General features: G+C 47.3%; 20 protein-coding genes. 14 read left to right on the forward strand and 6 right to left on the reverse strand.

Going from position 1 to position 26,563, the window contains the following annotated elements:
* Positions 1 to 69 precede the first annotated feature (69 nt).
* From ACN08X_RS04215 to cydC, 7 genes are all read left to right on the forward strand, one after another.
* Positions 70 to 1,464 carry a hypothetical protein gene (locus ACN08X_RS04215; RefSeq protein WP_419107986.1) on the forward strand — a complete coding sequence of 465 codons (1,395 nt, stop codon included), beginning with the start codon at positions 70 to 72 and terminating at the stop codon, positions 1,462 to 1,464.
* A gap of 318 nt (positions 1,465 to 1,782) precedes the next feature.
* The gene (locus ACN08X_RS04220; protein ID WP_419101854.1) at positions 1,783 to 3,168 is read left to right on the forward strand and encodes an RNA polymerase sigma factor; all 1,386 of its coding nucleotides are present in this window, start codon (positions 1,783 to 1,785) and stop codon (positions 3,166 to 3,168) included.
* Positions 3,169 to 3,425: 257 nt separating this feature from the next.
* Positions 3,426 to 5,531, forward strand: a complete 2,106-nt coding sequence (locus ACN08X_RS04225; protein ID WP_419101853.1) for a DNA gyrase/topoisomerase IV subunit B — start codon at positions 3,426 to 3,428, stop codon at positions 5,529 to 5,531.
* A gap of 81 nt (positions 5,532 to 5,612) precedes the next feature.
* Positions 5,613 to 6,632 carry a malate dehydrogenase gene (locus ACN08X_RS04230; RefSeq protein WP_419107987.1) on the forward strand — a complete coding sequence of 340 codons (1,020 nt, stop codon included), beginning with the start codon at positions 5,613 to 5,615 and terminating at the stop codon, positions 6,630 to 6,632.
* Positions 6,633 to 7,091: 459 nt separating this feature from the next.
* The gene (locus ACN08X_RS04235) at positions 7,092 to 8,663 is read left to right on the forward strand and encodes a cytochrome ubiquinol oxidase subunit I (protein ID WP_419107988.1); all 1,572 of its coding nucleotides are present in this window, start codon (positions 7,092 to 7,094) and stop codon (positions 8,661 to 8,663) included.
* Between the two features lie 18 nt (positions 8,664 to 8,681).
* A complete protein-coding gene (gene cydB / locus ACN08X_RS04240; protein ID WP_419107989.1) occupies positions 8,682 to 9,752 on the forward strand; it encodes a cytochrome d ubiquinol oxidase subunit II in 1,071 nt (356 codons plus the stop codon).
* Positions 9,753 to 9,965: 213 nt separating this feature from the next.
* Positions 9,966 to 13,631 carry a thiol reductant ABC exporter subunit CydC gene (gene cydC, locus ACN08X_RS04245; protein WP_419107990.1) on the forward strand — a complete coding sequence of 1,222 codons (3,666 nt, stop codon included), beginning with the start codon at positions 9,966 to 9,968 and terminating at the stop codon, positions 13,629 to 13,631.
* A 77-nt stretch (positions 13,632 to 13,708) separates the two neighbouring features.
* On the opposite strand, the gene ACN08X_RS04250 is transcribed toward cydC, so the two are convergent.
* A complete protein-coding gene (locus tag ACN08X_RS04250) occupies positions 13,709 to 16,312 on the reverse strand; it encodes a DNA gyrase/topoisomerase IV subunit A (RefSeq protein ID WP_419107991.1) in 2,604 nt (867 codons plus the stop codon).
* 206 nt (positions 16,313 to 16,518) lie between these two features.
* Between ACN08X_RS04250 and ACN08X_RS04255 the strand changes: the two genes are divergently transcribed.
* Positions 16,519 to 17,097 carry a DUF5998 family protein gene (locus tag ACN08X_RS04255; RefSeq protein WP_419101847.1) on the forward strand — a complete coding sequence of 193 codons (579 nt, stop codon included), beginning with the start codon at positions 16,519 to 16,521 and terminating at the stop codon, positions 17,095 to 17,097.
* 5 nt (positions 17,098 to 17,102) lie between these two features.
* Entirely contained in the window at positions 17,103 to 18,329 is a 1,227-nt protein-coding gene (locus ACN08X_RS04260; RefSeq protein ID WP_419107992.1) for an alkaline phosphatase family protein, read from the forward strand.
* A 40-nt stretch (positions 18,330 to 18,369) separates the two neighbouring features.
* Here the strand turns inward: ACN08X_RS04260 and ACN08X_RS04265 are convergent, their stop codons facing one another.
* The 3 genes from ACN08X_RS04265 to sepH all read right to left on the reverse strand — a co-directional run bounded on the left by ACN08X_RS04265 (position 18,370) and on the right by sepH (position 21,732).
* Positions 18,370 to 19,545, reverse strand: a complete 1,176-nt coding sequence (locus ACN08X_RS04265) for a hypothetical protein (protein ID WP_419107993.1) — start codon at positions 19,543 to 19,545, stop codon at positions 18,370 to 18,372.
* Positions 19,546 to 19,716: 171 nt separating this feature from the next.
* Positions 19,717 to 20,481, reverse strand: coding sequence for a hypothetical protein (locus tag ACN08X_RS04270; protein WP_419107994.1), 765 nt, complete (start codon positions 20,479 to 20,481; stop codon positions 19,717 to 19,719).
* A 33-nt stretch (positions 20,482 to 20,514) separates the two neighbouring features.
* Entirely contained in the window at positions 20,515 to 21,732 is a 1,218-nt protein-coding gene (gene sepH, locus ACN08X_RS04275; RefSeq protein ID WP_419107995.1) for a septation protein SepH, read from the reverse strand.
* 420 nt (positions 21,733 to 22,152) lie between these two features.
* On the opposite strand from sepH, the gene ACN08X_RS04280 reads away from it, so the two are divergent.
* Entirely contained in the window at positions 22,153 to 22,452 is a 300-nt protein-coding gene (locus ACN08X_RS04280) for a DUF4193 domain-containing protein (RefSeq protein WP_419101941.1), read from the forward strand.
* A gap of 75 nt (positions 22,453 to 22,527) precedes the next feature.
* Here the strand turns inward: ACN08X_RS04280 and ACN08X_RS04285 are convergent, their stop codons facing one another.
* Positions 22,528 to 23,013 (reverse strand): DUF3093 domain-containing protein, encoded by a 486-nt coding sequence (locus ACN08X_RS04285; RefSeq protein ID WP_419107996.1) that lies wholly within the window; start codon positions 23,011 to 23,013, stop codon positions 22,528 to 22,530.
* Between the two features lie 202 nt (positions 23,014 to 23,215).
* Here ACN08X_RS04285 and dut point away from each other — a divergent pair, with 202 nt between their 5' ends.
* Genes dut through ACN08X_RS04305 form a run of 4 tightly spaced genes read left to right on the forward strand, consistent with a single transcriptional unit; the run spans position 23,216 to position 25,821 of the window.
* Positions 23,216 to 23,662: a dUTP diphosphatase gene (gene dut / locus ACN08X_RS04290; RefSeq protein WP_419101841.1), complete on the forward strand. Its 447-nt coding sequence runs from the start codon at positions 23,216 to 23,218 to the stop codon at positions 23,660 to 23,662.
* A 48-nt stretch (positions 23,663 to 23,710) separates the two neighbouring features.
* Entirely contained in the window at positions 23,711 to 24,526 is an 816-nt protein-coding gene (locus ACN08X_RS04295) for a DUF3710 domain-containing protein (protein ID WP_419107997.1), read from the forward strand.
* A 6-nt stretch (positions 24,527 to 24,532) separates the two neighbouring features.
* Positions 24,533 to 25,105 (forward strand): asparaginase, encoded by a 573-nt coding sequence (locus tag ACN08X_RS04300; RefSeq protein WP_419101839.1) that lies wholly within the window; start codon positions 24,533 to 24,535, stop codon positions 25,103 to 25,105.
* On the forward strand, positions 25,102 to 25,821 hold the full coding sequence (locus ACN08X_RS04305; RefSeq protein WP_419101838.1) for a DUF3159 domain-containing protein: 720 nt from the start codon (positions 25,102 to 25,104) through the stop codon (positions 25,819 to 25,821). The genes ACN08X_RS04300 and ACN08X_RS04305 overlap by 4 nt, the downstream gene beginning before the upstream one ends.
* Before the next feature lie 88 nt (positions 25,822 to 25,909).
* Here ACN08X_RS04305 and ACN08X_RS04310 read toward each other — a convergent pair whose 3' ends face one another.
* Positions 25,910 to 26,563 carry a potassium channel family protein gene (locus tag ACN08X_RS04310; protein WP_419107998.1) on the reverse strand — a complete coding sequence of 218 codons (654 nt, stop codon included), beginning with the start codon at positions 26,561 to 26,563 and terminating at the stop codon, positions 25,910 to 25,912.

The raw sequence follows: 26,563 nt of genomic DNA on the forward strand, positions 1-26,563 counted from the left end.
TCTGAACTGTTATCCACAGTTTTCTTATCTCTAGCGCATTTACGTACCTATCTCGAAGACCATGGAGACATGGCATCTTCACATAACACTCACTTTTTAGAATCTTTAGCTCCACATCCTGGGTCCGCTGCCCATACCGTGGCATATATTGTGCATCAACTAGGCTATTGGCCCGAAGACTCCCTCGTATTAGTCCTCGCTGACAAAACACTTGGCCCGTTAGCTCGCGTCGACCACAAGAAAAAACGCACTCACAAAGAATCCGTTTCTTTGATATCTCATCTATTTCAGACGCTTTCTGAAAACTCATTATCTGAGGGAAACGTACCGCATTTTTTGTTAGCTATCTTCGGACCAAACACCCCTACTCGCAGAAGACAGTTAGAACATCATCTGAATCAACCTCCACATATCGATGAAATTGAATCTGACCAAATAGCATCTACACAATGCGCATACTGGGAACAGGCAGGTTTAGAATCTGCTTCTACGCATGGAAAAACCCTCTTAGACGTCCTCTACATTGGCGAAGTCTCATACTGGTCAATTCATCCTCTGACCCAAAAACTGACATTAAGCGGGCTCATTGATGAAGTGCAACGAACCGACGTCTACCTTAACCTCTTACTATCAGGCTCTTCTGTTGCACCTTGTGAATCAGAAGCACAAAAATACTATTTACCCTCTTTGGAACACAGCTGTGACCTCGAAACTAAGAACTGGTGGGAAGGAGAAATGGTGCTATGGCTCAATGAATACATTCGGTATATCAAAGCTTCAGATAGTACTTATGCAAAAGATTTTCTATCACAAAAATACTTTGAAAATGTTTTGTGGAATCATGCCCTCCAACAAGTTATAGAAGTCTCCACCCAATACCAGCACAGAAAAACAGCCGAGTTTGCTGATGCTATACGAAAAACACTGGACCCACATCTGATCGCTTTCCTCGGCGCAACACTAACGTCGGAGCTGAGCGCACAATCCGTTATCTATACAGTCGCTTTAGGCCTTGAAGAAACAACTTCTTTCTATCACCAATTATCCAGAGCCTATAAGAACTCCTCTGATCACGATATTCTGTGCCCGCTTGGGTACGAACAATACCTTGTCTCGGCTCAAAAACTCATGGTACAGAGGAACGAATCTTCTCAAACCCAGAATACCGACACAATAGACCGTTCACTTAAAAAATTTGCTTCGGTACTCCTTGGAAAGCATCCTGTAAGACCCGATACACAAAGAATTGCTGCTGCAGAAATTATCTGCGCTCTCATTCTTCGCATCTACGAACAGCCAGAGACGGCACAAGCCTATATCGTTTTAGGGTGGGGGAGTTGGGCTACTGGACAATGCAGTAAAGCCCGCGAATACGTCCGGAGGGCCAAAGAACAGCTTCCTTACGAACAGGTATTTCTTAAAAATATAGAACAACTTCCACCATGGCTAGGAAAAGGAATATAGAAGAACGTTAAAAACTCTTGACAATAGAGCTGAAATCTGAGTTTATGTGGTGCGAATTATGAAAAACAGAATCAACGCCACACCGATAACCTACCGCAAGGAGCCATAAATATCTGACATACTCTATTACTGACCCCGTACGAGTCTGCGATAAGACAGTATCAACGAGTTGGAATAATCTACAGATAATCATTGTTATCTAAAGTAGAACTCTCGTTCAATGTTGCTTATCATTATGAGCAGACTTGACAGGGTCTTAGGTGTTTTGACTGCAAGGCACTCCCACTGTCTGTAGTCTGTCAAATAGAAAGGTACTCTGTGTCACCTGCTGCACGTAAGAAGGTTGATGAAGCGGAAGAAAACGCTACACAAACCGCTACTGCTCAAAAGAAAAAAACTACTCGGACTAAAACAACCGCTAAAACTGCTAAGGCTGCTCAAGAACCTAACGAAGCTACTGCTGTAGAAGAAACTAAAAGCACTAAACCTAAAGCTCAGCGCAAAACTAAGAAAACTTCTACTACAAAGAGCGCAAAAACCAAAGCAACTTCTAAAAAAGCTGCGAACGAAGAAGACGAAATTCTTGATGAAGACATCGACGCCGAAGAACTCGATATCGACGTCAGCGATGAGATTCTAGACACCGATGACCTCGATGAGGACGTCGATGATGAAGAGAACGCCAAAAAAGAAGAAAAGAAGCAGACCGAAGAAACTGCTGCTAAGCGTAACGGCTTTGTTCTTACGTCAAATGATGAAGACGACGCTCCTGCCCAGCGCGTTATCGCACCCGGCGCAACCGCTGACCCCGTCAAAGATTATCTCAAACAAATTGGTAAAGTATCTCTTCTGAACGCTGAGCAAGAAGTAGACCTTGCGATGCGTATTGAAGCTGGACTTTACGCAGAACATAAGCTCAAAGAAAACCCACAAATGGACCGTGAGCTTAAAAAAGAACTTCGTTGGGTCATCCACGATGGACGTCGTGCCAAAAACCACCTTCTTGAAGCAAACCTACGTTTGGTTGTATCTCTAGCGAAACGTTACACCGGACGAGGAATGCTGTTCTTGGACTTGATTCAAGAAGGAAACCTCGGTCTAATCCGTGCTGTTGAAAAGTTTGATTATTCTAAAGGTTTTAAATTCTCAACATACGCAACATGGTGGATTCGCCAGGCTATTACTCGTGCAATGGCTGACCAAGCGCGCACCATCCGTATTCCTGTACATATGGTTGAAGTCATTAATAAATTGGCTCGTGTGCAGCGTCAGATGCTTCAGGACTTAGGTCACGAACCTACCCCTGAACAGCTAGGTAGAGAACTCGATATGGCTCCAGAGAAGGTTATTGAAGTACAGAAGTACGGACGTGAACCTATCTCCTTGCACACGCCTTTGGGTGAGGACGGAGACTCAGAGTTTGGCGATTTGATCGAAGATTCAGAGGCCGTTGTACCTGCTGATGCAGTGTCCTTTACACTATTGCAAGAACAGCTTCATTCTGTCTTAGACACTTTGTCTGAACGTGAGGCAGGAGTAGTTGCCATGCGCTTTGGTATGACAGATGGGCAGCCTAAAACTCTCGATGAAATCGGTAAAGTTTATGGTGTAACCCGTGAACGTATCCGTCAGATTGAGTCTAAGACGATGTCTAAACTTCGTCACCCATCACGTTCTCAGGTACTACGAGATTACCTAGACTAGGAAGAAAAGATGAAGCTCTAGCAAACTGCTAGAGCTACGAAACATCAAGTACTTCATAGCTGAGCACCTTCAAACCTCTTACCTCATTGAGATAGAAGCCGGTGGCTATCCTATTCGTGGATAGCCACCGGCTTTTATCCATATACGAAAAGAGCACACAAATCCGAAACGCCTAAAAAATTTCAAGGTGCATAGAAAGAATAAAGAACCTAAAATGGGTAGGTCAGTAACCACTCTGCTCAACTAGGGAGAACACCGTGGCAACCTCTTCATATACCGCTCGAAACCTTTCCGTCCTCGAAGGGCTCGAAGCCGTACGTAAACGCCCCGGTATGTATATCGGTTCAACCGACTCTCGTGGTTTAATGCATTGCCTCTGGGAAATTATTGATAACTCTGTAGACGAAGCTCTTGCCGGATACGGGCAATCCATCGACATTGTTCTGTACCGTGATGGCTCAGTAGAAGTTCGTGACGACGGGCGAGGTGTCCCGACCGATATCGAACCTCGCACCGGACTGAGCGGTGTGGAAGTGGTGTACACCAAACTCCATGCTGGCGGAAAATTCGGTGGAGGTTCCTATGCTGCCTCTGGCGGTCTGCACGGTGTTGGCGCTTCCGTTGTTAATGCTTTATCAAGCCGGTTAGATGTGCAAGTAGACCGTGGTGGGAAAACCTACCAAATGAGTTTCCGTCACGGCATCCCTGGAGTGTTTAAAGACGGGCGGACACCAACACCACAAGCGTCTTTTACCCCTTCACAAAAAGAAAACGATTCCTTAGTTGTTATTGGCAAAGCTAAACGAGGTGTGACCGGAACCCGCGTACGCTACTGGGCTGATCCACAGATTTTTACACCAGATGCAAAGTTCAGTTATCAGGAACTTGCTCAGCGTGCTCGCCAAACCTCATTTCTCATTCCGGGTCTACGCATCGCCATTCGTGATGAACGTCGGCTAGCTGGCACTCCAGGCGAACACGACACCTACGAAGAAGTGTTCCACCATGATGGTGGTATTTCTGAATTTGTTGAGTATCTTGGGCATGATTCATCTGTGACAGATATTTGGCGTTTTCAAGGGCGTGACACCTTTACTGAAACTGTTCCTGTTCTGGATGAAGAAGGGCATTCTCAGCTTCAAGAAGTGGAACGTGAATGTGAAGTTGATATTGCCCTGCGGTGGGGGATTGGATATGACACGACTGTTCGTTCTTTCGTTAACATTATTTCTACCCCTAAAGGCGGCACTCACCTAACAGGCTTTGAACAAGGGCTTTTGAAGACCTTTAGAAAACATCTGAGTGATAATGCCAGAAAATATAAAGTTGGTGCTCAGGATAAATTTGAAAAAGACGATATTCTTGCTGGACTAACAGCGGTACTCACTGTTCGTTTAGCGGAACCGCAATTTGAAGGACAAACAAAAGAGATTCTTGGTACCTCTGCGGTGCGTCAGATTGTCTCGAAAATTGTGAGTACTCAACTAGCCCAGAAACTTAAAGCGACAGCTCGTGCTGATAAACAGCAGGCTCATTCCTTAAGCGAAAAAGTTGTGGCTGAGATGAAATCACGTATCTCAGCGCGAGTTCATAAAGAGACTCAGCGGCGAAAAAATGCTTTAGAAACCAGTTCTATGCCCGCGAAACTTGTGGATTGTCGTTCTCACGATGTCGCTCGTTCTGAACTTTTTATTGTTGAGGGAGACTCTGCTCTAGGAACAGCGCGTCTGGCTCGTTCGTCAAGTTATCAGGCTCTTTTGCCGATTCGCGGAAAGATTCTGAACGTTCAGAAAGCTTCACTGACGGATATGTTAGCTAATGCTGAATGTGCCGCAATTATTCAGGTTCTTGGTGCAGGCTCTGGTCGAACCTTTGATGTCGAAAGTATCCGTTATGGCAAGGTCGTGATGATGACGGATGCTGACGTTGACGGCGCACATATTCGTACTTTGCTTCTGACCTTGTTCTATCGTTATATGCGCCCTATGGTTGAAGCCGGTCGGGTCTATGCTGCGGTGCCTCCGTTGCATCGAGTTGAAGTCATCCATCGTGGACGGGCTAACGAGATGATTTATACGTATTCTGAACGTGAGTTAGAAGAACTGTTGCGCCGTTTAGAAGATGAAGGAAAGAACTATAAAGAGCCGATTCAACGATATAAAGGGTTGGGTGAGATGGATGCTGACCAGCTCGCAGAGACGACGATGGATCCTCGCCATAGAATGTTGCGTCGTATTCGTATTGAGGATGCGCAAGCTGCTGAACAGGCTTTCTCTTTGTTGATGGGTTCAGAGGTTGCTCCACGTAAGGATTTCATTATTAACAGCGCCCATAAATTATCTGATGATCAGATTGATGTTTAGGAGATTCTGGTTAGAAGGACTTGGCGAGGTATTTAACCTCAACCGCTATGATAGTGAGCTATAACACTATAGTATGGTGTTATGCTTTCTTCATATTCTGACAACGTCGTCACAGTAACACTTACTGGAGCTGCTGGGAACATTGGGTACGCCGCACTTTTTCGTATTGCTTCAGGGGAGTGGCTCGGCCCTAACACAAAAATTCGGCTCAACCTCTTAGACCTACCTCAAGCGATGTCATCGCTTGAGGGTGTGGCTATGGAACTGGAAGATTGTGCTTTTTCGCATCTTTCTTCTATCAACATCTATGATGATCCTTATCAAGGATTTGACGGAACAGATATCGCTTTATTGGTAGGGGCACGCCCTCGTACTCAAGGTATGCAGCGGGCTGATCTTCTAGAAGCTAATGCCGGTATTTTTTCGGTGCAGGGTCAAGCGCTTAATGAACAGGCTTCTTCTCAACTTCGGGTAGTAGTTGTGGGGAATCCTGCGAATACTAATGCTTTGATTTGCTCTTCTTTTGCTCCAGATATTCCGCTCAGCCGTTTTAGTGCATTGACTCGCTTAGACCATCAGCGTGCGCAGTCAATGATTGCGAAGACGTTAGCGGTTGAAGTGCAAAAGATTGCTGGTGTAAGTATTTGGGGTAATCATTCTGCGACGCAATATCCAGATATTTTTCATGCGACGGTTGACGGCATAGCTGTAGTTGACGCACTAAAACAGCAAGGTAAAGGAATGCAATGGATTGAGGAGGAGTTTATTTCTCGCATTGCTCATCGTGGTGCGGAGGTTATTCAAAAGCGAGGGTCTTCTTCAGCCGCTTCCGCTGCTTCTGCAATGCTTGAACATATGCGTCTTTGGCTGGGTTCAGAGCCTGTTCAAACGTCTATGGCTGTTGCTAGTGACGGCTCTTATGGTGTTGCTCCTGGGGTATTTTGTTCTTTTCCTGTGTTGTGTTCTCGTGGGCAGTGGCAGATTATTCCGGGATTGTTAGAAGATGAGTTCTCGAGAGAGTATGTGCGTCGTTCTGTCGATGAATTATTTTTAGAGCGTGAAAGTGTTGCTCGTTTAGGGCTTCTTGGTCCGCGTGGATGAGTGCTTGCGTCCTTTTGCTTTGCGACACGCTGGTGTTTGAGTAGAGATAAAGTGTAATAATTTTTATGAAAAAAATCACCACTATTCTTTATGGTGTTTCATGACAGATTGTATAAAGGTGTCAATATATGGCTGGAAAATCTTTACGAGATAGTTTCAAATCTACTTTTTCTCATTGGCTAAAACTTTTTGAAACACCTAAATAACACTATTTGACTAGGGAAAATGTTGATACTTAGGGGAGCGCTGTCAATTGTTGAAAAAAGCCTAAAACGTAAAAAGTGCTTACTGTGAAAATAACCTTTAGAGCAACGTCAAGTCCCCAACCTAAAAGAGTAAATGACAGGGTGTAAACGACTATAAGACAAACCTTGCAACACATCGTAATCTAAATGTGATAAAGCGTGAGTCTCAACAACTCACGGCTCACACATTAAGGTTTATAAAAGGATACAAGCAGTGGATCCACTACTTATAGCACGGTGGCAATTTGGCATCACCACCGTATACCACTTCTTCATGGTGCCTCTGACACTAGGTCTCGGCCCTCTTGTCGCGTACTTCCACTGGAAATACGTCAAAACTGGAAGTGAACGATTTAAACGTCTCACCAAATTCTGGGGAAAACTCTTCCTCATTAACTTTGCTATGGGCGTCGCAACAGGCCTCGTCCAAGAATTCCAATTCGGCATGGCATGGAGCAACTACTCACGATTCGTCGGCGACGTCTTCGGTGCTCCCCTAGCAATGGAAGGCCTCTTCGCTTTCTTCTTCGAATCCACCTTCATCGGACTGTGGATCTTCGGCTGGGGTAAACTCTCACCTAAAATTCACGCATGGACTATCACCATCGCCGTTATCGGTACCTGGATCTCTGCATACTTCATCCTTGTAGCAAACTCTTGGATGCAACACCCCGTCGGCGTAGAAATGGTTGATGGACGCCCCGTCATGACCGACATTCTCGCCGTGCTCTTTAACATCACCGCGGTACTCACCGTCCCACACGTTATTACCGGTGCACTACTCGTTGGTGGAGCCTTCCTCATCGGTATCTCTTGGTGGCATCTTTGGAAACGCCGTAAAGACGGAATTGACACCGTCGTTGACGGAAAAGTCGTCATCGGCGAACGCACTGAAGGCATTCGCGACAAAGAAGATTTTCACGCTTGGCGCTACGCCCTACGCTTCGGCGCAATCGTAGCCCTCGTCGGATTCCTCGGAACCGCCTTCACCGGCCACGCACAAGCCCAGCTGATGATTCAACAACAGCCACTTAAAATGGCAGCTGCAGAAGCCGCCTGCGAAGACACCACAGCGTTCTCCCTCTTCTCCTACAGCACCAACCCCGGTAGCCAGAACTGTGCAGATATCCATACAGTCCTAAAAATTCCTGGTCTGCTCTCCTTCCTTGCTCACGAAAACTTCACAGAAGAAGTACCCGGCGTCGAAACCCTCCTCAAGGAATACCGCGAACAGCTAGGAACTCACTACCCTAACCAGCCAGAAGTCTACGGCGAGTACGCAGGACAAGAAATTCAATACACACCGCTGGTTGAAATTACCTACTACGGCTTCCGTGGCATGTTCACCCTCGGTGGTATGAGCGCATTGATGGCTATCTACGCGCTATGGATAACCCGCAAAAACGGTACCGGCACAGTTCCCGCATCCAACGGCATCAAGAACCTACAGCTTGTAGCACTATGGTTCCCATTCCTTGGCAACGCCGCTGGATGGATTTTCACCGAAATGGGACGTCAACCATTCGTTGTTGCACCAAACTTCCAAGGCGACACCGCCGTGATGATGTTCACCGCCGCCGGTGTCTCGCCAGAAGTATCAGCAGGAACCATCCTCTTCTCGCTGATTACACTAGGACTACTCTACGGAGTCCTCGCAATCGTTGAGATATACCTGCTCACCAAATACGTCCGCTCCGGTATCGTGGCATCCATGCCTGAACTACTCGAAGACGACGAAGACACCAACCACGATGAAAAACGCGACGTCCTCGCGTTTGCATACTAAGAAGAGAGGACGAACACTATGAACATCTTCGCTGACCAGCCTCTGCTTCCTACCATATGGTTCATTATCATCGGCGTATTCTGGATTGGATACCTCATCCTCGAAGGATTTGACTTCGGTGTCGGCATGATGATGTCAAAAGTCTTTTCAAAAAACGAAAAAGAAAAACGACTTCTTCTCAACACCATCGGCCCTGTTTGGGACGGAAACGAAGTCTGGCTTGTAACCGGAGGTGCCGCAACCTTTGCAGCCTTCCCCTTCTGGTATGCCTCACTCTTCTCCGCGCTATACATCCCACTCACACTAGCGCTCGTATTCCTTATCCTACGAGTGGTAGCTATCGACTACCGCGGAAAACAGAATACCGAAAAGTGGATTAACTTCTGGAACGCATCCATCTCCGTATCCTCCTTCTTCCTCGCCTTCCTCGTCGGTGCACTCCTTGGAATCACCTCAACCGGACTGCCCATCAACGAAAACGGCGACGTCGTTGGAGCATTCACTTGGATATTCAACCCCTTCACCTATATCGGTGGACTCGGAATTGTCCTCTTCTCGTATCTACAAGGGCTTGCCTTTATCGCCCTCAAAACAGACGGAGAAGTGCGTTACCGTGCGAGTAAAACACTAGTACGGCTCATGCCATTAGGTATTCTGCCCTGCGTTATCTGGGTGCTTTACCTACAATTCACCGGTATTAGCGCCGGAATACTCTCTTGGGTTATGGTTGTTTTTGCTGTCATTAGCTGCGCATTTGCATACCTCAAAGCACGTGCAGGACGTGAAGGTTGGACCTTTGTCGGAACTTCACTGTTCATCACGACTGGTGCTCTAGCTATCTTCCTAGCGCTATACCCCAATGTCTTCCCCTCAACATTGGACCCAGCCTACAGCCTGAACATCGCTAACGCCTCAAGCTCTCCCTACACATTGACTATCATGACGTGGTTAGCATGTCTGATGTTGCCTTTCATCATCTTGTATCAGGCATGGGGATACTACATGTTCCGTAAACGTCTTACCGTAGAACATATCCCCGATGCACATGACGCTACTGACCTAGCAACCATGTCTAAAGGAAGCCACTAAAACACTGCTGGCTCAGAAGTAGCGCCTAAAACGCTACTTCAAGATTAAGCGGGTGCGTCTATGAATCATAGGCGCACCCGCTTTTATCTATCACTCATCACTGACATCACAATAAAACCTTCTGCCCATTCACCAGAAAAATATATTTTTCAAAGGTAGACTTCAAAAAGAACATCTATCGAAATCTTCATACCTGAAAGTTCATCGTTATCTATGGATAAGCGTCCTCCACTGGGGCCTAACGCCACAACCAACCTCGGCATCTTTGCGCTCATCACCATCATAAAAACGAGTGCTACAGTCCTTTTTGCCGCTGTCCTCGGCACAGCCATCGCCTATATGGCTAGGCTCACCTATGCTGCAATACACCGGAATCAAATCTTTACCAGCGACTACGACCGTCAGCAAGCAATCTTTGGTGGTAATGCTGAGGCACACCTAGATGGCATCTGGCTCGCAACTTTCGGGCAAAAACCAACCGTTATGATGCTGTTACTCGTTGCTTTCATCGCACTAGTATTACGTGCAGCAAGCGACTGGGCGCTGAGCTATTTCGCGCAACGTGCAGCCACCGGAACAAAATCAACTATCCGTGCACAACTGATTGAAAGAGTCCTTGCCACCGGAGGAGTAGACACTCCAGACGGTACTGGCGGAACAGCAGTGCTCATCTCTCGAGGCCTCGACGCTATCGACGACTACTACACAAAAACTCTTACCGCACTTGTTAGCACCGCGGTAACGCCGATTATGATTCTTTGCGTCTTAGGGTTCTACGATTTAACCTCCGCAATAGTTATCATCGCAACATTGCCCCTAATACCAGTATTCATGGTGCTCATCGGCAAAACCACGAAAAAAGATACTGAAAAAGCTCAACAAGAACTACTGCGTCTGTCTGACCATATCGTTGAACTCGTTAAAGGCCTACCCGTTCTCGTTGGGCTTGGACGTGCTCGTGCCCAGTCAAAAGCTCTAGCAGAACTAGGGGAGCGGTACCGTAAAACAACAGTATTCACACTACGCTCAGCGTTTCTTTCATCTTTTTGGCTTGAACTACTCACCACCATTTCTATCGCGGTCATTGCGGTACTGATTGGTGTCCGACTAGTCCATGGAAATATGGGTCTGGATGTGGCACTACTAGCATTACTTTTAGCTCCCGAATGCTATCAGCCATTACGCGACGTAGGTAGCGCCTACCATCAATCTGAGGATGGCGTAGCTGCTCTACGACGTGCCCAGAGTATCATCGACCGTCCTCTCCCCGAAGAGAAAACGTTCTTTGACGGAGAAGAACTAAGCATCCAAAACGTCTGCGTCACATATCCCGGACGAAGCCAAGTTCTACACGACGTGAGCTTTACCGTTCCGCATGGAAGTACCGTCAGCATTACCGGACCTTCTGGCTGCGGAAAATCTACCTTATTGGGGGTTATCAACGGTGCCGTAGCTGACGGGCTAATCCCTACTGGCTCTCGCAAACCCCTACAGGTCAGCGGTGAAGTACGTGGCACCGGATCTATCGTATGGGTGAGCCAATCACCGGCCTTTATCGCAACCTCAGTGATTAACGAAGTTGCACTTTACGGATTCCCCGCCGTCGTTGATAGCGAAGAAGACTTTGCCGCCGTACTCAAACTTTTGAGCGAAACCGGCCCTCTCTCTCTATCCGCACGCGGACGTGAACGATACCGTCAATACCTACGAGTGGTGGGGTTAGAAGATTTCGCCGACCTCGCTCCAGAATCTTTGAGCGCCGGCCAAATGCGCCGTCTAGCCATTGCGCGAGCACTGGCTCGTGTGGACGCATTAGAACGAATCGGCGAAAAGGTTACCGTTCTCGTTGATGAACCAACAGCCCATCTTGATGCAATCGCATCAGACCGCGTCAATATCTCGTTAGCTGCTTTAGCTACCACGGGGGCTACACTACTTATCGTCACTCACGACGAAGACCTTGCACGACGCACCGATTTCCGTCTTGACGCCACAACTGATGAACGAGGAACCGCAACATCGTGGACTATGAGCCGTAGCACCTCTATGGGATGGGACGTCGAAAGCTTTAAAGAATCTTTGCGGCAACATTCAGCTGAGAATCCTCAGGCAGCACCCGAGAAGAAAACTCAGCGACCCCATTCTTTAACGTACCGACAGCCACGTGGTTCGGTTCTTCAAACGCTCAAAGATATACGTTCCTTGACAGGTATCACCTTCAAGCAGAGCTTGATGCCTATTATCTTATCTGCTTTAGCTCTATCATTTTCTATTATGCTGACGGCACTTTCTGGCTGGCTCATCGTACGAGCCGCAGAACAGCCTGCCATTATGTACCTCATGGTCGCCATCGTCGGAGTACGCTTCTTTGGACTTGGGCGAGCTTGCACTCGTTATGTAGAACGTTTACGCACACATGACCTTGTGCTCAAAGCAGCGAACTTTTTAAGAGTGAGAGCTTGGGACTCTGCCGGACGAACCGTACTATCTTTACGTTCGCTTCTTCGCGGAGACCGAATTCTTAACCGTCTTGTTGGCGATATTGACGAACTACGAGACGCCTTACCACGAGTCATTCTTCCTGTTGGCTCTCATGTGACGGTGATGATTTTGGCTGTTGTCGTTACGTTGAGTGTTGCTCCTATAGCTACTCCCATCGTTCTGTGTGCAGCAGTTATTTCTACGCTGGTCATACCAGCATTGGTTCGATACACTGATCATCGCGCTGACGCTATTGCCCGATTCTCAACCTCAGAATTATTACGTTTAGGGGTCTCAACTCTTGACGCTGCGGCAGACCTTCGCGCTAACGGCCTGAACTATCTAGCTGCTGCAGCATTCAAAGAAAAAGACCAACGTAACGTCGAATCAATCCTTGCAGGGTCAAAAGCTAGCGGTTTTGGGCATGCCTTGACCATCGTGACATGGTGGGGTGCTGCGATAGGAACCATCGTCATCACCTGGGCACAAGTTCGTTCTGGAGAACTAACTGGGCCGCTAGTTGCAATTATCCTTTTGATGTGTACTGCCATGGGAGAAAGCACTGCCGGACATATCGAAGCAGTCCGAGGATGGCCCGCATTAGCCGAACTCGTACGACGGATGCGCCCCCTCGTCGAAACAAACTCAGCGGAGCACACTACCACAGATGTTGCCCAAACTCGTCAACGTTTAGGCACCCCGATTACCTTGTCCATGGAAAATGTGGCAACCCGTTGGCCTGGCATGAAAGAGCCTGTCTTCACGGGACTTAATGCCTCCATCCGTTCTGGGCAATGGCTTGGTATTACTGGTGTCTCTGGTGCAGGGAAAACAACTGCTTTAGCAACATTGCTAGGATTCTTACCCGTAGAAAATGGTGCTATTAGCGTCAACGGAGAACAACTAAGCAGTGAGGATCTACGGGGGTATGCGGCCTGGTGCCCACAATCCGCGTACATTTTCGAATCTTCTATCGCGAATAACCTAGCATTAGCAGCTTCGGCGAAGAACCGCCCTAGTGAAGCTGAAATGTACTCTGTTTTAGATAGAGTGGGGCTAGGAGATTTTGTGCGTTCTCTACCTGAGGGGCTGAACACGCCCGTTGGCGCGGGAGGTTCATATGTTTCTGGCGGACAACGTCAACGTATCGCGATTGCTCGCACTTTATTGACACAGTCTCCACTTCTTTTGATGGATGAACCGACCGCACATCTAGATGCCCCAGCAGCACGTGCTCTAATCGCAGAAGTGTCTCGTGGAACTAAAATAGATGCGGCCACGATGAAACATGTCGCTCAGCCTGGTTCCGGTCTTCAAATACCGCCAGCAGTCGTCTTAGTCTCTCATCGACGAGATGATATTGAAGCCTGCGACCGTATTGTTGAACTATCACCCTAACCCGTAGATACAAGAATGCCGTGGCCACTCATCTTCATGGGCAGCCACGGCATTCTTGTAGCAGAACACGTTATTTTCTACGAGAAGAGTGTTCCTTCAAGAGATAATTCAGCTTCACCTGAAGTTTTCTGGGAGGTTTGTTCTGCTCCAGAAGAACTACTGTTCGCTTCTGTTCCAGAGTTCGGCAACAACCATTGAGTGTATTGATATGAGGAACCTACCGTAGCAATAGACTGGGTGAGGGGGATACCTGAATCGTCACGAGCAGAAAACTCCGTCGGAACAGCTCGTGCTACACCTGCAGGGCTAACAGCTTTTAATGGTCCGCGACCAACGAAAGCTAACCTCAAAGAGGACTCACCCGATAAGAAACGGTGACAGCGAACGCCACCGGTGGCGCGTCCCTTCTGCGGGAACTGCTCAAGTTCTGTGACTTTTGCGCTATCTTCAGTACCGCCTTGAGCAACTGTTATAACAACAGCATCACTATGAGAAGGCGTAACACCAAAAGCAATGACACGGTCTTTTTCAGCTAGTTTGATACCGGCAATACCGCTACCACCTTTGCCTTGAGGACGTACCTTATCTGCTGTAAAACATAATAACTTCGCCTGCTCTGTCACAAACGTCAGAACATCATCCTCATGTGCGCATACTGCCACCGAGACAACCTGATCTTTAGGTTTAAGCGCAATAATATCCCAGCTATCAGCATTGAGCGGGTAATCAGGATTAACTCGTTTAACAACACCTTGAGCGGTGCCTAAAGCAATAATTTGATGAAGCGGAGCCAACCCAACAATCTTTTCAGAACGCCCTAACGAAACAATCTCGTCTAAAGGAACGCCACTAGAAAGTATTGGTGTCCCTTGAGAATTCTCAAGAACAGCAAGATCCATAACGTTTACCCGAACCATACGCCCTAATGAGGTAACTGCTGCTATCTCAGAACGGGCACTAGTAGCAATCACTGAAACTAACGCATCATGTTTGAGACGTTTTGTTGAATCTGTGAGTGCCACAAGACCATCAGGATACGGCGTACTTCTACCAATACGCCCCGTTGTAGAAAGAAGAACCCAACACGGGTCATTCGCAATTTCTAAGGCTAGGCTACCGCGTGCAATCTTCTGGTTAGAAGAGCTCTTTGCCTGAGCAATTTCTTCAGCTAAACGATCTTTTGATGTCAGAATCGTGCGTCGATCTGTCCCATAAGTATCTGCTACTTCTTGCAACTCATCAGAGACAACAGTATGTAACCGTTTCTCATGCGTTAAGATATCCTCTAATTCTGCAATAGCATGAAGCAACTCATCACGTTCTTTTTCTAAATCAAGACGAGAATACTTTGTGAGCTGACGGAGACGAACCTCCAAAATATAATGTGCCTGAACTTCACTTAAATCAAAGACCGTCATGAGACGGGCTTTAGCCTGAGAACTCTCATCCGAAGAACGAATAATTTGAATGACCTCATCAATATCAATAATCGCGATGAGAAGACCCTCAACTAAATGAAGACGTTTTTTCTTCTGTTCTAGACGGAACACGGTACGCCTGCGAACGACCTCAATACGATGGTTAACGTAGACACGCAAAAGATCTAGAAGACCGAGGGTCTGTGGCTGCCCATGTACTAAGGCAACATTATTAATGCCAAAGGAATCCTCTAAAGGAGTGTATTTGTATAGTGAGGCAAGAACAGCTTGAGGATTAAAACCATTTTTAACCTCAATGACCATACGCAAACCATTCTTACGGTCTGTCAGGTCTGCTACATCAGAGATACCTAGAAGTTTCTTTTTTTGAACCCCATCTTTAATTTTCTCAATAACTTTTTCAGGCCCTACCATATACGGTAACTCCGTAATCACAATGCCTTGTTTTCTGGCAGAAACCTGCTCAATAGTGGCTTTGGCACGTGTTTTAAAAATACCGCGACCATGAGCATAAGCATCTTTGATACCGTCAAGACCAACAACGGTTCCGCCGGTTGGAAGATCAGGCCCAGGAATAAACTTCATGATTTGAGAAAGCGTAGCGTCAGGGTTCTCAATCAGGTACCGCGCCCCAGCAATCACCTCACGAAGATTATGCGGAGGCATATTCGTAGCCATGCCTACTGCAATTCCCGAAGAACCATTGACTAACAGATTAGGGAAAGCAGCGGGCAAAACAGAAGGCTGCATAAATTGGTTGTCATAATTGGGGACAAAATCGACAACATCCTCATCTAAATCTGCTGTAAGCGCTAGAGCCGAAGACGCCATACGCGCTTCTGTATATCGAGATGCTGCAGGCCCATCATCTAAAGACCCAAAGTTGCCATGACCATCAACAAGAGGCATCCTCATCGCAAAAGGCTGCGCTAAACGCACCATTGCATCATAGATAGCACCATCACCATGAGGGTGAAGTTTACCCATCACCTCACCAACAACACGAGCACTTTTCACATGCCCTTTAGCAGGAGTCAAACCCATCTGCTGCATCATATACAAAATCCGTCGCTGTACCGGTTTGAGACCGTCTCTGGCATCAGGCAAAGCTCGGGAATAAATCACCGAATACGAGTACTCCAAAAAGCTCGTTTCCATTTCGGAAGATACATCAATATCGACAATGTTTTCTACGATATCTTCAGGGTAATCATCCTGCAGAGTTGTGCCGCGGCGGGCCATATAAACCTCTTCAATAGCTGACGGGGTAGGGTCATAAACATTCTACCGTTCGGTTCTGAGAATACTGTTCTTTGAAAGAACCAACACAACAGCAAATGCGCTCATGAGGATACCAAAGCCAAGAATGTCATAACAATGACCAACGAACTAGAACCTGTACGGTTTACAATAAATAAATATCTTATACACCTTGGAGGGATACCCATATGAGCAGTCCTCGTCTTAAATCTTTGGAAGAATCCATTACCAGATTAGGATTTTACCCAGAGCTGACAACAGACGCGGTAATAGATGGGTTAATAGGGCAAGATCCCCAATCACATCTAGTTCACCTAGAAACTCACTTTGAACACGGTACCATTCACCGACACATCACAGTATTAGCCTTAACCCAACACTATTTACTAGTAGTGCACCTCGATGACCACGAACATCACCAACCAGATGAAACAGCAACACACCTAAGCGTTGAGAGCTTTTCTATAGAACATCTAAAATCTGTATCTGCGAACTATGTATATCTGAACTCTTCTGAATACCAAAGCGGAACTATTCCATCTGAAGTGTCCATTGACATTGCTTGGACAGGAGCTCAACGCCTTGACTTACAACCGGCAGATTGCCCTGACCCTCAATGCCAAACTAACCACGGGTATACAGGTTTAGCGGTATGTGAAGATATCTCTTTACGTATTAGCTCAACAGCTGACGGAGAAGAATCTGTGAGACAAGCGTGTAACTTTGTGCAAGCCTTAAGAAAAGCGCAACGAGAAGCAGGGAGATAACCTCAATGTTCACAGATTATTGCGGAGTACCCCTGCCAGCTTCCGCACCCTACGGCAGCGCCACTATCGCTGACCTCTTCGAATCAGCCGGAACACTCGTAAAACAACGCACTATCACACCCGACCCCCACCCTGTATGGGGAGAAGGCGCTCATGACGCCATTGGCTTAGCCCAACGTTTAGAACAAGCTGGAATCGATTCTCATAAATTCCGTAGCATCTGTGTCGTGATGGTCGACGGGCTAGGAGAAGACCTTCTCCAAAAATATTCCTCGTATGCGCCATACCTGAAAAAATCTATTTCTTTAGGGACATTACACTCCGCAATACCTTCGACCACAGCAGCTTCACTGACTTCTTTTGGAACAGCTTTACCACCTGGAATACATGGAGTTGCTGGGTACGAAGTACGCAACCCCGAAAACGACACCGTGGTTAACCACCTCTCAGGGTGGGACACATCTATTGACCCATATCAATGGCAACCATACCCCACCGTATTCGAACGCTACGAAAAACATTGCAATGTCGCAACAGTCTCCTTGAGCCGATACCAAAAGTCAGGGCTAAGCCAATTCGGATTACGCGGAGGAGAATTCTTCCATGCTCAAGCACCAACTGGAAGAATAACCCTTGGCACGAGTCTTCTCTCATCACGAAAACCATCTCTTGTCTATATGTATTGGGGAGAAATAGATCAAGCTGGCCATCGCTTTGGGACAGGCTCCACACAATGGCTTTATCAGCTAGAAGAACTAAATCTTTCGCTCAGAAAATTAGCAGAAAGAGTCCCCGCTCAAACGTTACTACTTTTATCGGCAGACCACGGAATGCTCGATATCGAACGCGAACACCGGTACGACTATTCTGCCGACCAACATCTGATTGATAACGTACGACTTACCGCAGGCGAACCCCGAATGGTTCAGCTCTACCTTAAAGACAACTCCAAAACTGCCAAAGAAAAAACTCTCAACGATTGGGCTGAACGTTGGGGAGAAAAAGCCTGGATTATTGATACTGAACAAGCCTGCGCACAAGGACTATTCGGTTCTGAGGTACGAGATCATGCGCGCGCTCGCATCGGTGATATTTTGATTGCTTGCCGTGAACCTATCGCCCTATACGATAAACGTCGTGCTAAACCTCATGCATTTGAGATGGTAGGGCAACATGGTTCTCTCACAGAAACAGAGACAACAGTTCCATTACGCGTATTACCTACACAGTAAATAGAGGGGAACGCTTTTTGAAGTGTTCCCCTCTATTTATTTAGCCTCCTTGCACAGGGGCATGCGTTGGTACGTTATTTGCTTCTGGCGGTCTTACCTGAGCAGTAGGAGCGGTATTCTTCGTATCATCTTGTGTTGCGGCAGGAGCAGACGACCCAGATGGAACGGGCTGAGGCTGTGCTGGTAACGATGAAGATGCTGGTGCTGTCGTAGGGTTCTGCTCAATAGTTTCTGTAGGCTCTTGGGTGGGAGTATTTTCTTGAGCTGTTGGCTCAGGTGCAGGAGTGCTTTCGGCAGATTCTTCTGAGGTGGTAGGTTCTGCGGTTGCGCTCTGAACGCTGGGCTCAGGTTCTTGAATAACAGGTGGCTGAGGTTCAAGAACAGGTGGTGGCGCTTGTTCAATAGGAACTTCTGGTACGGGTGGGTCTACGTACTCAATAGTTCCTGGTGCTACAGGTGCAGGAGTAGGGTCAAGATATTTAACTTCAGGTTTTTTAACTGTATGAGTGGGCGCGGGGGCGGGGGAGAACGTTGCTGAAGGTGAAGCGCTTGGTGTTGGAGTTGTTGTGGCTGGTTCTTCGACAGTGTGAGTGTTCGTCGGCGTAACGCTATCTGAACCGTGGTTGAAAGCGTAGACGGTGGCGATACCAGCTAGAAGAAGTGCGCCTACACCTAGAGCACCGAATACTAACCCTTTGCGTGATGTCGTTTCGGCAGTGGATTCTGCGGCTGCTTGGGTGAGGACGTCTCGTTCGTGAAGTGATTCTGTTGCGATAGCTCGTTGCTTCGCTGCTTTTTGTGCAGTTAGCCCAGCAATAGCTGCTTGACGAGCACGATACTCTGCTTCTTTTTGTTTGCGAGCTTTTTCTTCAGCATGTTGCTCGTTGCGTTCTCTAATTTTTTCGGCAAGGCTTTTCTTCTCAAAAATTGTTCCGTTTCTGAGCAATTGGTGGGAGAGAGAATCGTCTTCAGCGCCTTGTTCCACCGTATGGAGTGAATCTTCGGTGACATAAATATAACCGGGTTGTGCGATAGCCGTGATAGGTTCTGTCTGGGCTGATACATCATCTGAACTTTTATCCTGAGTATTTTTTGTTTCAGGGGTGTTGCTATCAGATTCGTGCTTTTCTAATGGTGCAGTGTCTTCTGATGATGTATCTATATGTTCAGAGTCATCGGAAGCTGTTGAATCAGCGCAATGTCGAGGGTTGGTCATATATGTACCTATCTGGGTGGTTCTCTCTATGTGCTAGTGATTGAGGCAAAGTCTTAAGACTTTACCGTTCATAGTACATTCTACGGATAAAGAGTAAAAATATGAGTCTTTATACCCCAAGAATGCTCTATCTCTGATGACGGGCTGTTAGAGAACCTGAACGTGTGTGGGTTAGCCTTGCCCTGGTGTTGGATTTTGAATCGGTGCAGGGGCAACGTTGTTTGCTGGTGGAGCTGGCGCTATAGGCTGAGCGGGTGCCACCGGTTGAACCGGCTGCACAGGAGCCACAGGCTGAGCAGGTGCTACAGGTTGGGCGGGCGCTACAGGCTGAGCAGGTGCTACAGGCTGAACAGGAGCCACCGGTTGAACGGGCGCTACAGGCTGGGCAGGAGCTACAGGTTGAACGGGCGCTACAGGCTGAGCAGGAGCCACAGGTTGAACCGGCTGAACAGGAGCCACAGGCTGAGCAGGAATAACAGGATCAGTCTCGACTTCTGGGGCTTCTTCTATAGGCTCCGGAACATCTGGCGCTACCGGCTCAGCTGGAACAAATTCTTCAGTTACTTGAGGAACCTGAACCTCAGGAGTCGGCGAAAAAGTCGGAGTCGGTGATAGAGATGGGGTAGGAGAATCTGAAGGGCTCGCTGTCACAGACGGTGTAGAGCTTGGGGTAGAAGTAGCATCCACACTTGGTGAAACTGAGACTGTATGCGTTGTATTCTCACCAGCAGGAGAGATATTTGTCTCGCCCATTGGAAAGAACGTAAAAGCGGCTACAGACAATCCCAAAAGAGAGACCCCTAAAAACCCAAGAAAGGCCGTTCTCGTATGTTTTTTATGGGGAAGTTCGGTAACTTTAGGACCTGTCGGTAAATCAGGGATATGATCAGGTTCTTCAACATCTGACAGATGCTTAGGGGAATAAGAATGACTCATACAGTTATACCTAAAATTATTGACTGGCGACTTTTAACGACGCTGGTTACCAAAAATAATGTCGTCCCAACTTGGTACAGAAGTACGCTTTGAACGAGATGAAGAACTTTCTGACTTCGAAGCACCGTCATTCGAAGCACTGTCAGATGCTGAAGGCTCAGATGAATCAACAGAGCCCTCATCCGCAGCACTGTGCTGTTGCTCAACATCAGAAGAACCAACGTTTGTTGTTGACGCCTCTTGCAACTCAACATTTTCTCGAACAGATGTGTTCTCAACAGCAGGTGTTTCGTCATTCGTGGGCTGAGACTCTTGCACCTCTCGATGCTCAGAAGAACTAAGAGCTTCTTCTGTACGAGTGCTTTTGCGAGTACTGCTACTACGGGCGCGTTCAAGCAATTCTGCAAGTTTACGTTCGCTAGCAGATGCAAAGTCACGGGTTCCTGCACCGTCAAGAGACTGTGATTTTTCGAGGGGAGTATCTACTGTTTGAGACTGTTGAAGGCGCTTAGCAAGTTCTGATTCGTCAGAGTGCACTGAGATATCTGAAAATTCTTCCACCGTAGTATGAGGCTCTTCTTCTGCAGTGTCATGCTGAGAATGAGACATCATCCCGGGAACTGGGGCGTCTTCTGGGTCTGCACGTTCCATCAAGAAATAAGCGGCCTCATTGGACGCATAGACGCTCTGATTTGCAGGGTTATACGTCCATCGTGCGGGGAAAACGACGGTTTGCGGAATGCGCTGCTGCGCATCATCACTTAGCTCAATATCAGCGCTAATGCTCCATTGTCCAGATTCTTGCTGATACGTGCTCCACTGAGCATCGTCAAGAGGGAGGTTGAACTTTTCACCAACACGCTCCATTAACTCATCTAAGGAAAGAGCCGGAGCATCTGAACGGCCATGAGATAGAACTGCCGGAGAAATACGTACAGCACGTGCTGCTGCGATAATATGGGCACGTTCTGCAATAATGGGCCACTCATACCGACGTACGCGCTCTGCTTCCCAACCAGATTCCTCAACGATTTGTTCAACACTTGCTCCTTGACGGAAACGAGCCTGAATATCACGGGGACCAAAAACACCGTTGCCAGGGCGACCGCGAAGAGGCTGAATGCGGCGAGCTTTAGCAATGCTGGTCCGTAGATTCTGATCGATAGGAAGAATATAACGTTCCCCCTGAACAGATTCTAAGACGAGGTGCTCACCGTCATCATGGATACCAGATAGTCGCAGCTCAAGCATGTTATCTCCTTGTTGGCAATAAAGTTCAAGAAAAGATTACCCCGAGACGCCCGTAACGCGCAGGAAACAACCACTCAAAAAACTAAAAAATACGTTTTTAATATGGGGTCACCAGCACAAAACTCTCCATAAGGTGTAAAAAAAGTCACATATTCAAAGATTTACACCCGTGAAAACCGCGAAAAATAAGGGTTCTTCCCCCAAAATAAGAGCCAATAGAAAAAATAGATAGCTTCCACAGCAAAAAATAGCTGTTTCTTACTAGACAACAGACAATATTTCGTGAAAAATGCTACGCGTTACCGGAAACTAAAGTAATACGTCTTTACTCAGCTCAGGTAACACTGTCCCACAGACTGCAGAAACTTCCCTAACGTACGATGGAAGGTATGCCTAAACACACGGAGCGTGAAAAACACTTTGGCTACAGACTACGACACACCTCGTAAACAGGACGAAGAAAACAACGAAGAATCATTTGAAGAGCTCAATAATCATCGCTCAGAAATGCAATCAGGTGCTGTTGACGAAGACGAAAATGCGGCAGCTGAAAGTTTTGAGCTACCCGGTGCTGATTTGTCTAACGAAGAACTCAACGTCGTTGTTCTTCCCGCACAAGATGACGAATTCACCTGCGGTTCTTGCTTCCTAGTGCGTCACCGTTCACAAATCGCTCATGAAGACGGCGGAATGCAATACTGCATTGATTGTGAAGGCTAAAACAGACGCCACTTAAATACTGGGGCGGGGAAGAAACCCAATGGTTTCTTCCCCGCCCCAGTATTTACAGAACTCTTAAGATTCAGATAAAGGATTGTCAGGAACGTCTTTTCCCTCATTGAGAATTTCGACAATACGTTCAGGATGCCGGCTAGAAGCTAACCAATAAGGAGTTGGATCAGCCGGATCAACAATATGGATTCGAACTTTTGGCTCAATCCAACCGCGAAAACACATAAAAGCACGACCATCTAACGCTGGACCTGCAACAACTCGCGCAGCATCACCATAAAACGCTTCAGCGTATCCCACATATTCACGTTCAATCTGTGCCCGACCAACACGTAATACTCGAGGCGTAATCTCGATTCTTGGAGAAGAGACAAAAAGAACGCCACCGACGAGAAGCATCATGAGAATACCCACCACAATGCCAATAGGAATATTGATCGGGGCAGCAACAAGATAACTTGCACAACCCACACCAATAGCTACTAGCCACGTACCAAAACCGGGGGAGAGCCGTTCATAGTAGAGAACGTCAGTGGAATCAGAAGACATACATAAACCTTTGAGTGATATCGAATAAGCATTAGCTGTGACAACTATCTTAGCGATATTTAACTGGTGATACTGGCTTCTGTTAGGCGCTTTGAGTTAAGAACCAAAGAACTCTATAACCATGAACACCGAAGAACCATCAGATAGAGAGACATCACACGAAGTACTCGAATGATGCAGAATTCTAGTACAGTGAACTACTGTGACTGAATCTATTGATATACCCCTAAAAATGCTTGATGAAGGTATCCCCGCTCCATGCTATGCCCACGACGGCGACGCTGGCGCAGACCTTCGCTCTACCATTGATACCGTCCTCGCCCCCGGCGAACGCAAAATGATACCTACTGGTGTCTCCTTAGCGCTACCTGACGGATATGTAGCGTTAGTACACCCTCGTTCTGGTCTTGCTGCCAAACACGGTATCACCATCGTTAACGCGCCAGGAACCGTGGACTCCGGATACCGTGGAGAACTTATCGTGTGTTTACTCAACACCGACCAAACTGAAGAATTTACTATTAACCGTGGTGACAGAATCGCTCAAATGGTGATTCAACGCTTTGAAAAAGCAAAATTTATTGCGGTGAAGGAACTTCCCTCATCTGAACGAGCTGAAGCAGGGTTCGGCTCAACTGGCGTTCGCTAGAATAATGAGGAAACACCATAGAATTGCTGTATAGGTAAGGTAAAAGACATGTTTGGGTTTGGAAAAAAGAAAAAACACGAAGAATCAGCTCAACAGAACCTAGAACAGGTCACAGAGCAAGAAGAACAGCTCACAACAGAAGAGCCTAAAACGCCATCAGAAGCCGAAGAAACGGCTCAAACGCCAGAAGAATCTCCTGAGGAAGAACTCACCACCTCTTATCTCTATGATCGTTCTGCCGGACCGTGGGATGTCTCCGAACAGCAAGAAACAGAAGGCTACATGGACTTTGGTGCAATGCGCATCAAAATGGTCAACGGCCTCAATATGCGTTTAGACATCGAACAAAAAAGTCAACAACTTGTTGCCGTAACCCTCACCAAAGGTCAAGGCACCTTACAAGTACAGGCTTTTGCGGCACCTAAATCACGGGGAATTTGGGACGACATCCGACAAGAAATTGCCAACTCAGTACGTGAACAAGGCGGAAGCGTGCAAATCCTTGACGGGTCGCTAGGTCGACAACTCGTCTCCCGTATTTCTGCACAAACACCAGATGGACGTAAAGGCTTCAGAGTGGCTCGCTTTGCCGGTGTGGACGGACCTCGCTGGTTCCTTCGCGGAGTATTCGCCGGAGACGCTGCAATCAAACCAGAAGCCGTCGCCGAAATGGAAGAAGTCTTCCGCTCGATTGTGGTGGTTCGCGGACAAGACCCTCGTCCTCCTCGTGAACTTTTACCGATGACGGTTCCTGCCTCTATTCAAGAAGCCCAACAACAGGCACAACAACAGTCATCAGTTCAGGGGAAAGAAGAACCCCCTAAAATGCCTCGTCGTGGACCAGAAATCACAGAAATAGGATAAAAAATGGTGCCTACTGCGGCAGAGAATACTAGCCATGAATCAGTTCCGCGAAAACGTTTAGAACGTTATCCGGAACGTTTTCGTGCGCGTGTGGGTGGACGCGTCGTTCATGTGACGTTATCTGCACCAACAGAGCCACCACGATACACTGCCGTACTTGAAGTGCGCCGTTCTAAACCGCTGGCTCCTTCTAACTATCATCAGCTAACGGGAATCCCCATTATTGAGGTCCTTGAAGAAGATTCTGACGACGAAACTCAAGAAGTTATCGCCGATGACGACGATTCTCCTGAAGAGACTCTCACCGATATCGAAGAATATAATATTCCTCAATATCGTGTGAGCAGTTATCCGAAAACACCTGCCCCGCTATACCCAGAGTTTCCCCCTCTTGCTGAAGGCGATTACCTAGAACTCATCTGGCATGGGCAACGAAACGTTCCAGGTATTGTTGCTGGCACCTATATTCGCTGCAGCGGGATGCTTTCTCAACGGGTAACGCCTCACCGCATGTATAACCCACGATATGAAATCGTTCCATCTCATATTGCCTACGAAGAGAAACACAAAACACGATGACTCAAGAACAACCTTCTCAGCCTCAAGAAGATACCGCAGAAACTGCTCACAAAAAATCTTTAAACTTGAGTGCAGCATTTGAACAAGCGGGTACTCAACTACGACGTAAAGATAACGGACACGTCGATGTTCTTCACGCTGTAGGCGGTATTCGAGGTCTCGCTGAAGCAGCCCTTCCCGGGCTGGTCTTCTTGATTCTCTTCATGAGTACTGAAAAGCTCTTTATCGCTTTAGGTTTTTCCTTGGGTGTAGCTGGAATTTTTGCGTTCCTTCGTCTGCTACAACGAGATACCTTGATGCAAGCATTATCTGGTTTTATAGGTGTTCTCATCTGTGCTATTGTCTCGTATCGTTCAGGTAGCGCTACAGAGTTTTACACACCGGGTCTTTATCTTAACCTCATCTACGGTGTTGTTGTAGGTGCGTCTATTGTGGTGCGTTGGCCTATTCTGGGACTTTTCTATAGCTATATTCGTGGTGAGCAAGGTACCTGGCGTCAACGTCCAGAACGCCTACGAGCATATAATTGGGCAACAATTATTCTATGTGCGATGTTTTTTGTGCGCCTTGCCGTGCAAGTTCCTCTATACCAGATGGACGCTGTTGCGGCGTTAGGTATTGCTCGTTTAGTGATGGGAATACCGCTATATTCTTTGGTCTTGTGGATAAGCTGGGTGATTTCTAAGCCTCAGGAGCAACAGACATTTTCCGCATAAAATGAGCTAACGTTCTCTGCGCCAAGACTTTAGAACAAGAAAACTCGTGTACGGCATGCATAGGCAAGGCTATACACGAGTTTTCTTTTTAGCTAAAGAGAGCTTTAATGTCTTCTTCGCCATCGGCAGTGGTGATGAAGAATAGTTCGTCTTCACCTTCGATGGGTTCATCGGGGCTAGGGGGACGAGGAACACCATCCCGTAGTATGGCGGTTAGCGTGGTGTCTTCTGGCCAATGGATTTGAGATACGGTGTGCCCAATGATGGGGTGATCTGAAGGGACCGTGTATTCTACAAGCATTGCACCACCGGCTTGAAGCTGAAGCAAACGAACAACGTCACCGACTTCTACTGCTTCTTCAACCAAAGCTGTCATCAATCGTGGGGTTGACACCGCGACGTCAACACCCCATGACTCATCGAAGAGCCATTCATTCTTGGGGTTATTTACTCGTGCGATAGTGCGGGGTACACCATATTCTGAACGTGCTAGTAAGGACACCACGAGGTTTGATTTATCGTCGCCGGTGGCCGCAACAATAACATCTGCTACTTCTGGTTTGGCTCGGCGAAAGACAGAGAGCTCGCACGCATCTCCAATAATCCATTGCGCATTGCGTAACTCAGAACGTCCAATGACTTCGGGTTTCTTGTCAATAATACGAACGTGGTGTCCATGTGCGGTGAGTTCTTTTGCGATGGAAGAGCCGACGGAACCTGCACCAATAATGAGAACGTGCAT

The sequence above is a fragment of the Rothia sp. P6271 genome, from assembly GCF_048512995.1.
Taxonomy (GTDB): domain Bacteria; phylum Actinomycetota; class Actinomycetes; order Actinomycetales; family Micrococcaceae; genus Rothia.

Bases quoted from the DNA above. Each gene is read 5' to 3' on its own strand.
- ACN08X_RS04270 (WP_419107994.1), bottom strand. From the start codon at position 20,481: ATGAGTCATTCTTATTCCCCTAAGCATCTGTCAGATGTTGAAGAACCT.
- ACN08X_RS04250 (WP_419107991.1), bottom strand. From the start codon at position 16,312: ATGGCCCGCCGCGGCACAACTCTGCAGGATGATTACCCTGAAGATATC.
- ACN08X_RS04285 (WP_419107996.1), bottom strand. From the start codon at position 23,013: ATGTCTTCTGATTCCACTGACGTTCTCTACTATGAACGGCTCTCCCCC.
- ACN08X_RS04260 (WP_419107992.1), top strand. From the start codon at position 17,103: ATGTTCACAGATTATTGCGGAGTACCCCTGCCAGCTTCCGCACCCTAC.
- cydB (WP_419107989.1), top strand. From the start codon at position 8,682: ATGAACATCTTCGCTGACCAGCCTCTGCTTCCTACCATATGGTTCATT.
- ACN08X_RS04255 (WP_419101847.1), top strand. From the start codon at position 16,519: ATGAGCAGTCCTCGTCTTAAATCTTTGGAAGAATCCATTACCAGATTA.
- ACN08X_RS04230 (WP_419107987.1), top strand. From the start codon at position 5,613: ATGCTTTCTTCATATTCTGACAACGTCGTCACAGTAACACTTACTGGA.
- ACN08X_RS04215 (WP_419107986.1), top strand. From the start codon at position 70: ATGGCATCTTCACATAACACTCACTTTTTAGAATCTTTAGCTCCACAT.
- ACN08X_RS04305 (WP_419101838.1), top strand. From the start codon at position 25,102: ATGACTCAAGAACAACCTTCTCAGCCTCAAGAAGATACCGCAGAAACT.
- cydC (WP_419107990.1), top strand. From the start codon at position 9,966: ATGGATAAGCGTCCTCCACTGGGGCCTAACGCCACAACCAACCTCGGC.
- ACN08X_RS04295 (WP_419107997.1), top strand. From the start codon at position 23,711: ATGTTTGGGTTTGGAAAAAAGAAAAAACACGAAGAATCAGCTCAACAG.
- ACN08X_RS04265 (WP_419107993.1), bottom strand. From the start codon at position 19,545: ATGACCAACCCTCGACATTGCGCTGATTCAACAGCTTCCGATGACTCT.
- sepH (WP_419107995.1), bottom strand. From the start codon at position 21,732: ATGCTTGAGCTGCGACTATCTGGTATCCATGATGACGGTGAGCACCTC.
- ACN08X_RS04310 (WP_419107998.1), bottom strand. From the start codon at position 26,563: ATGCACGTTCTCATTATTGGTGCAGGTTCCGTCGGCTCTTCCATCGCA.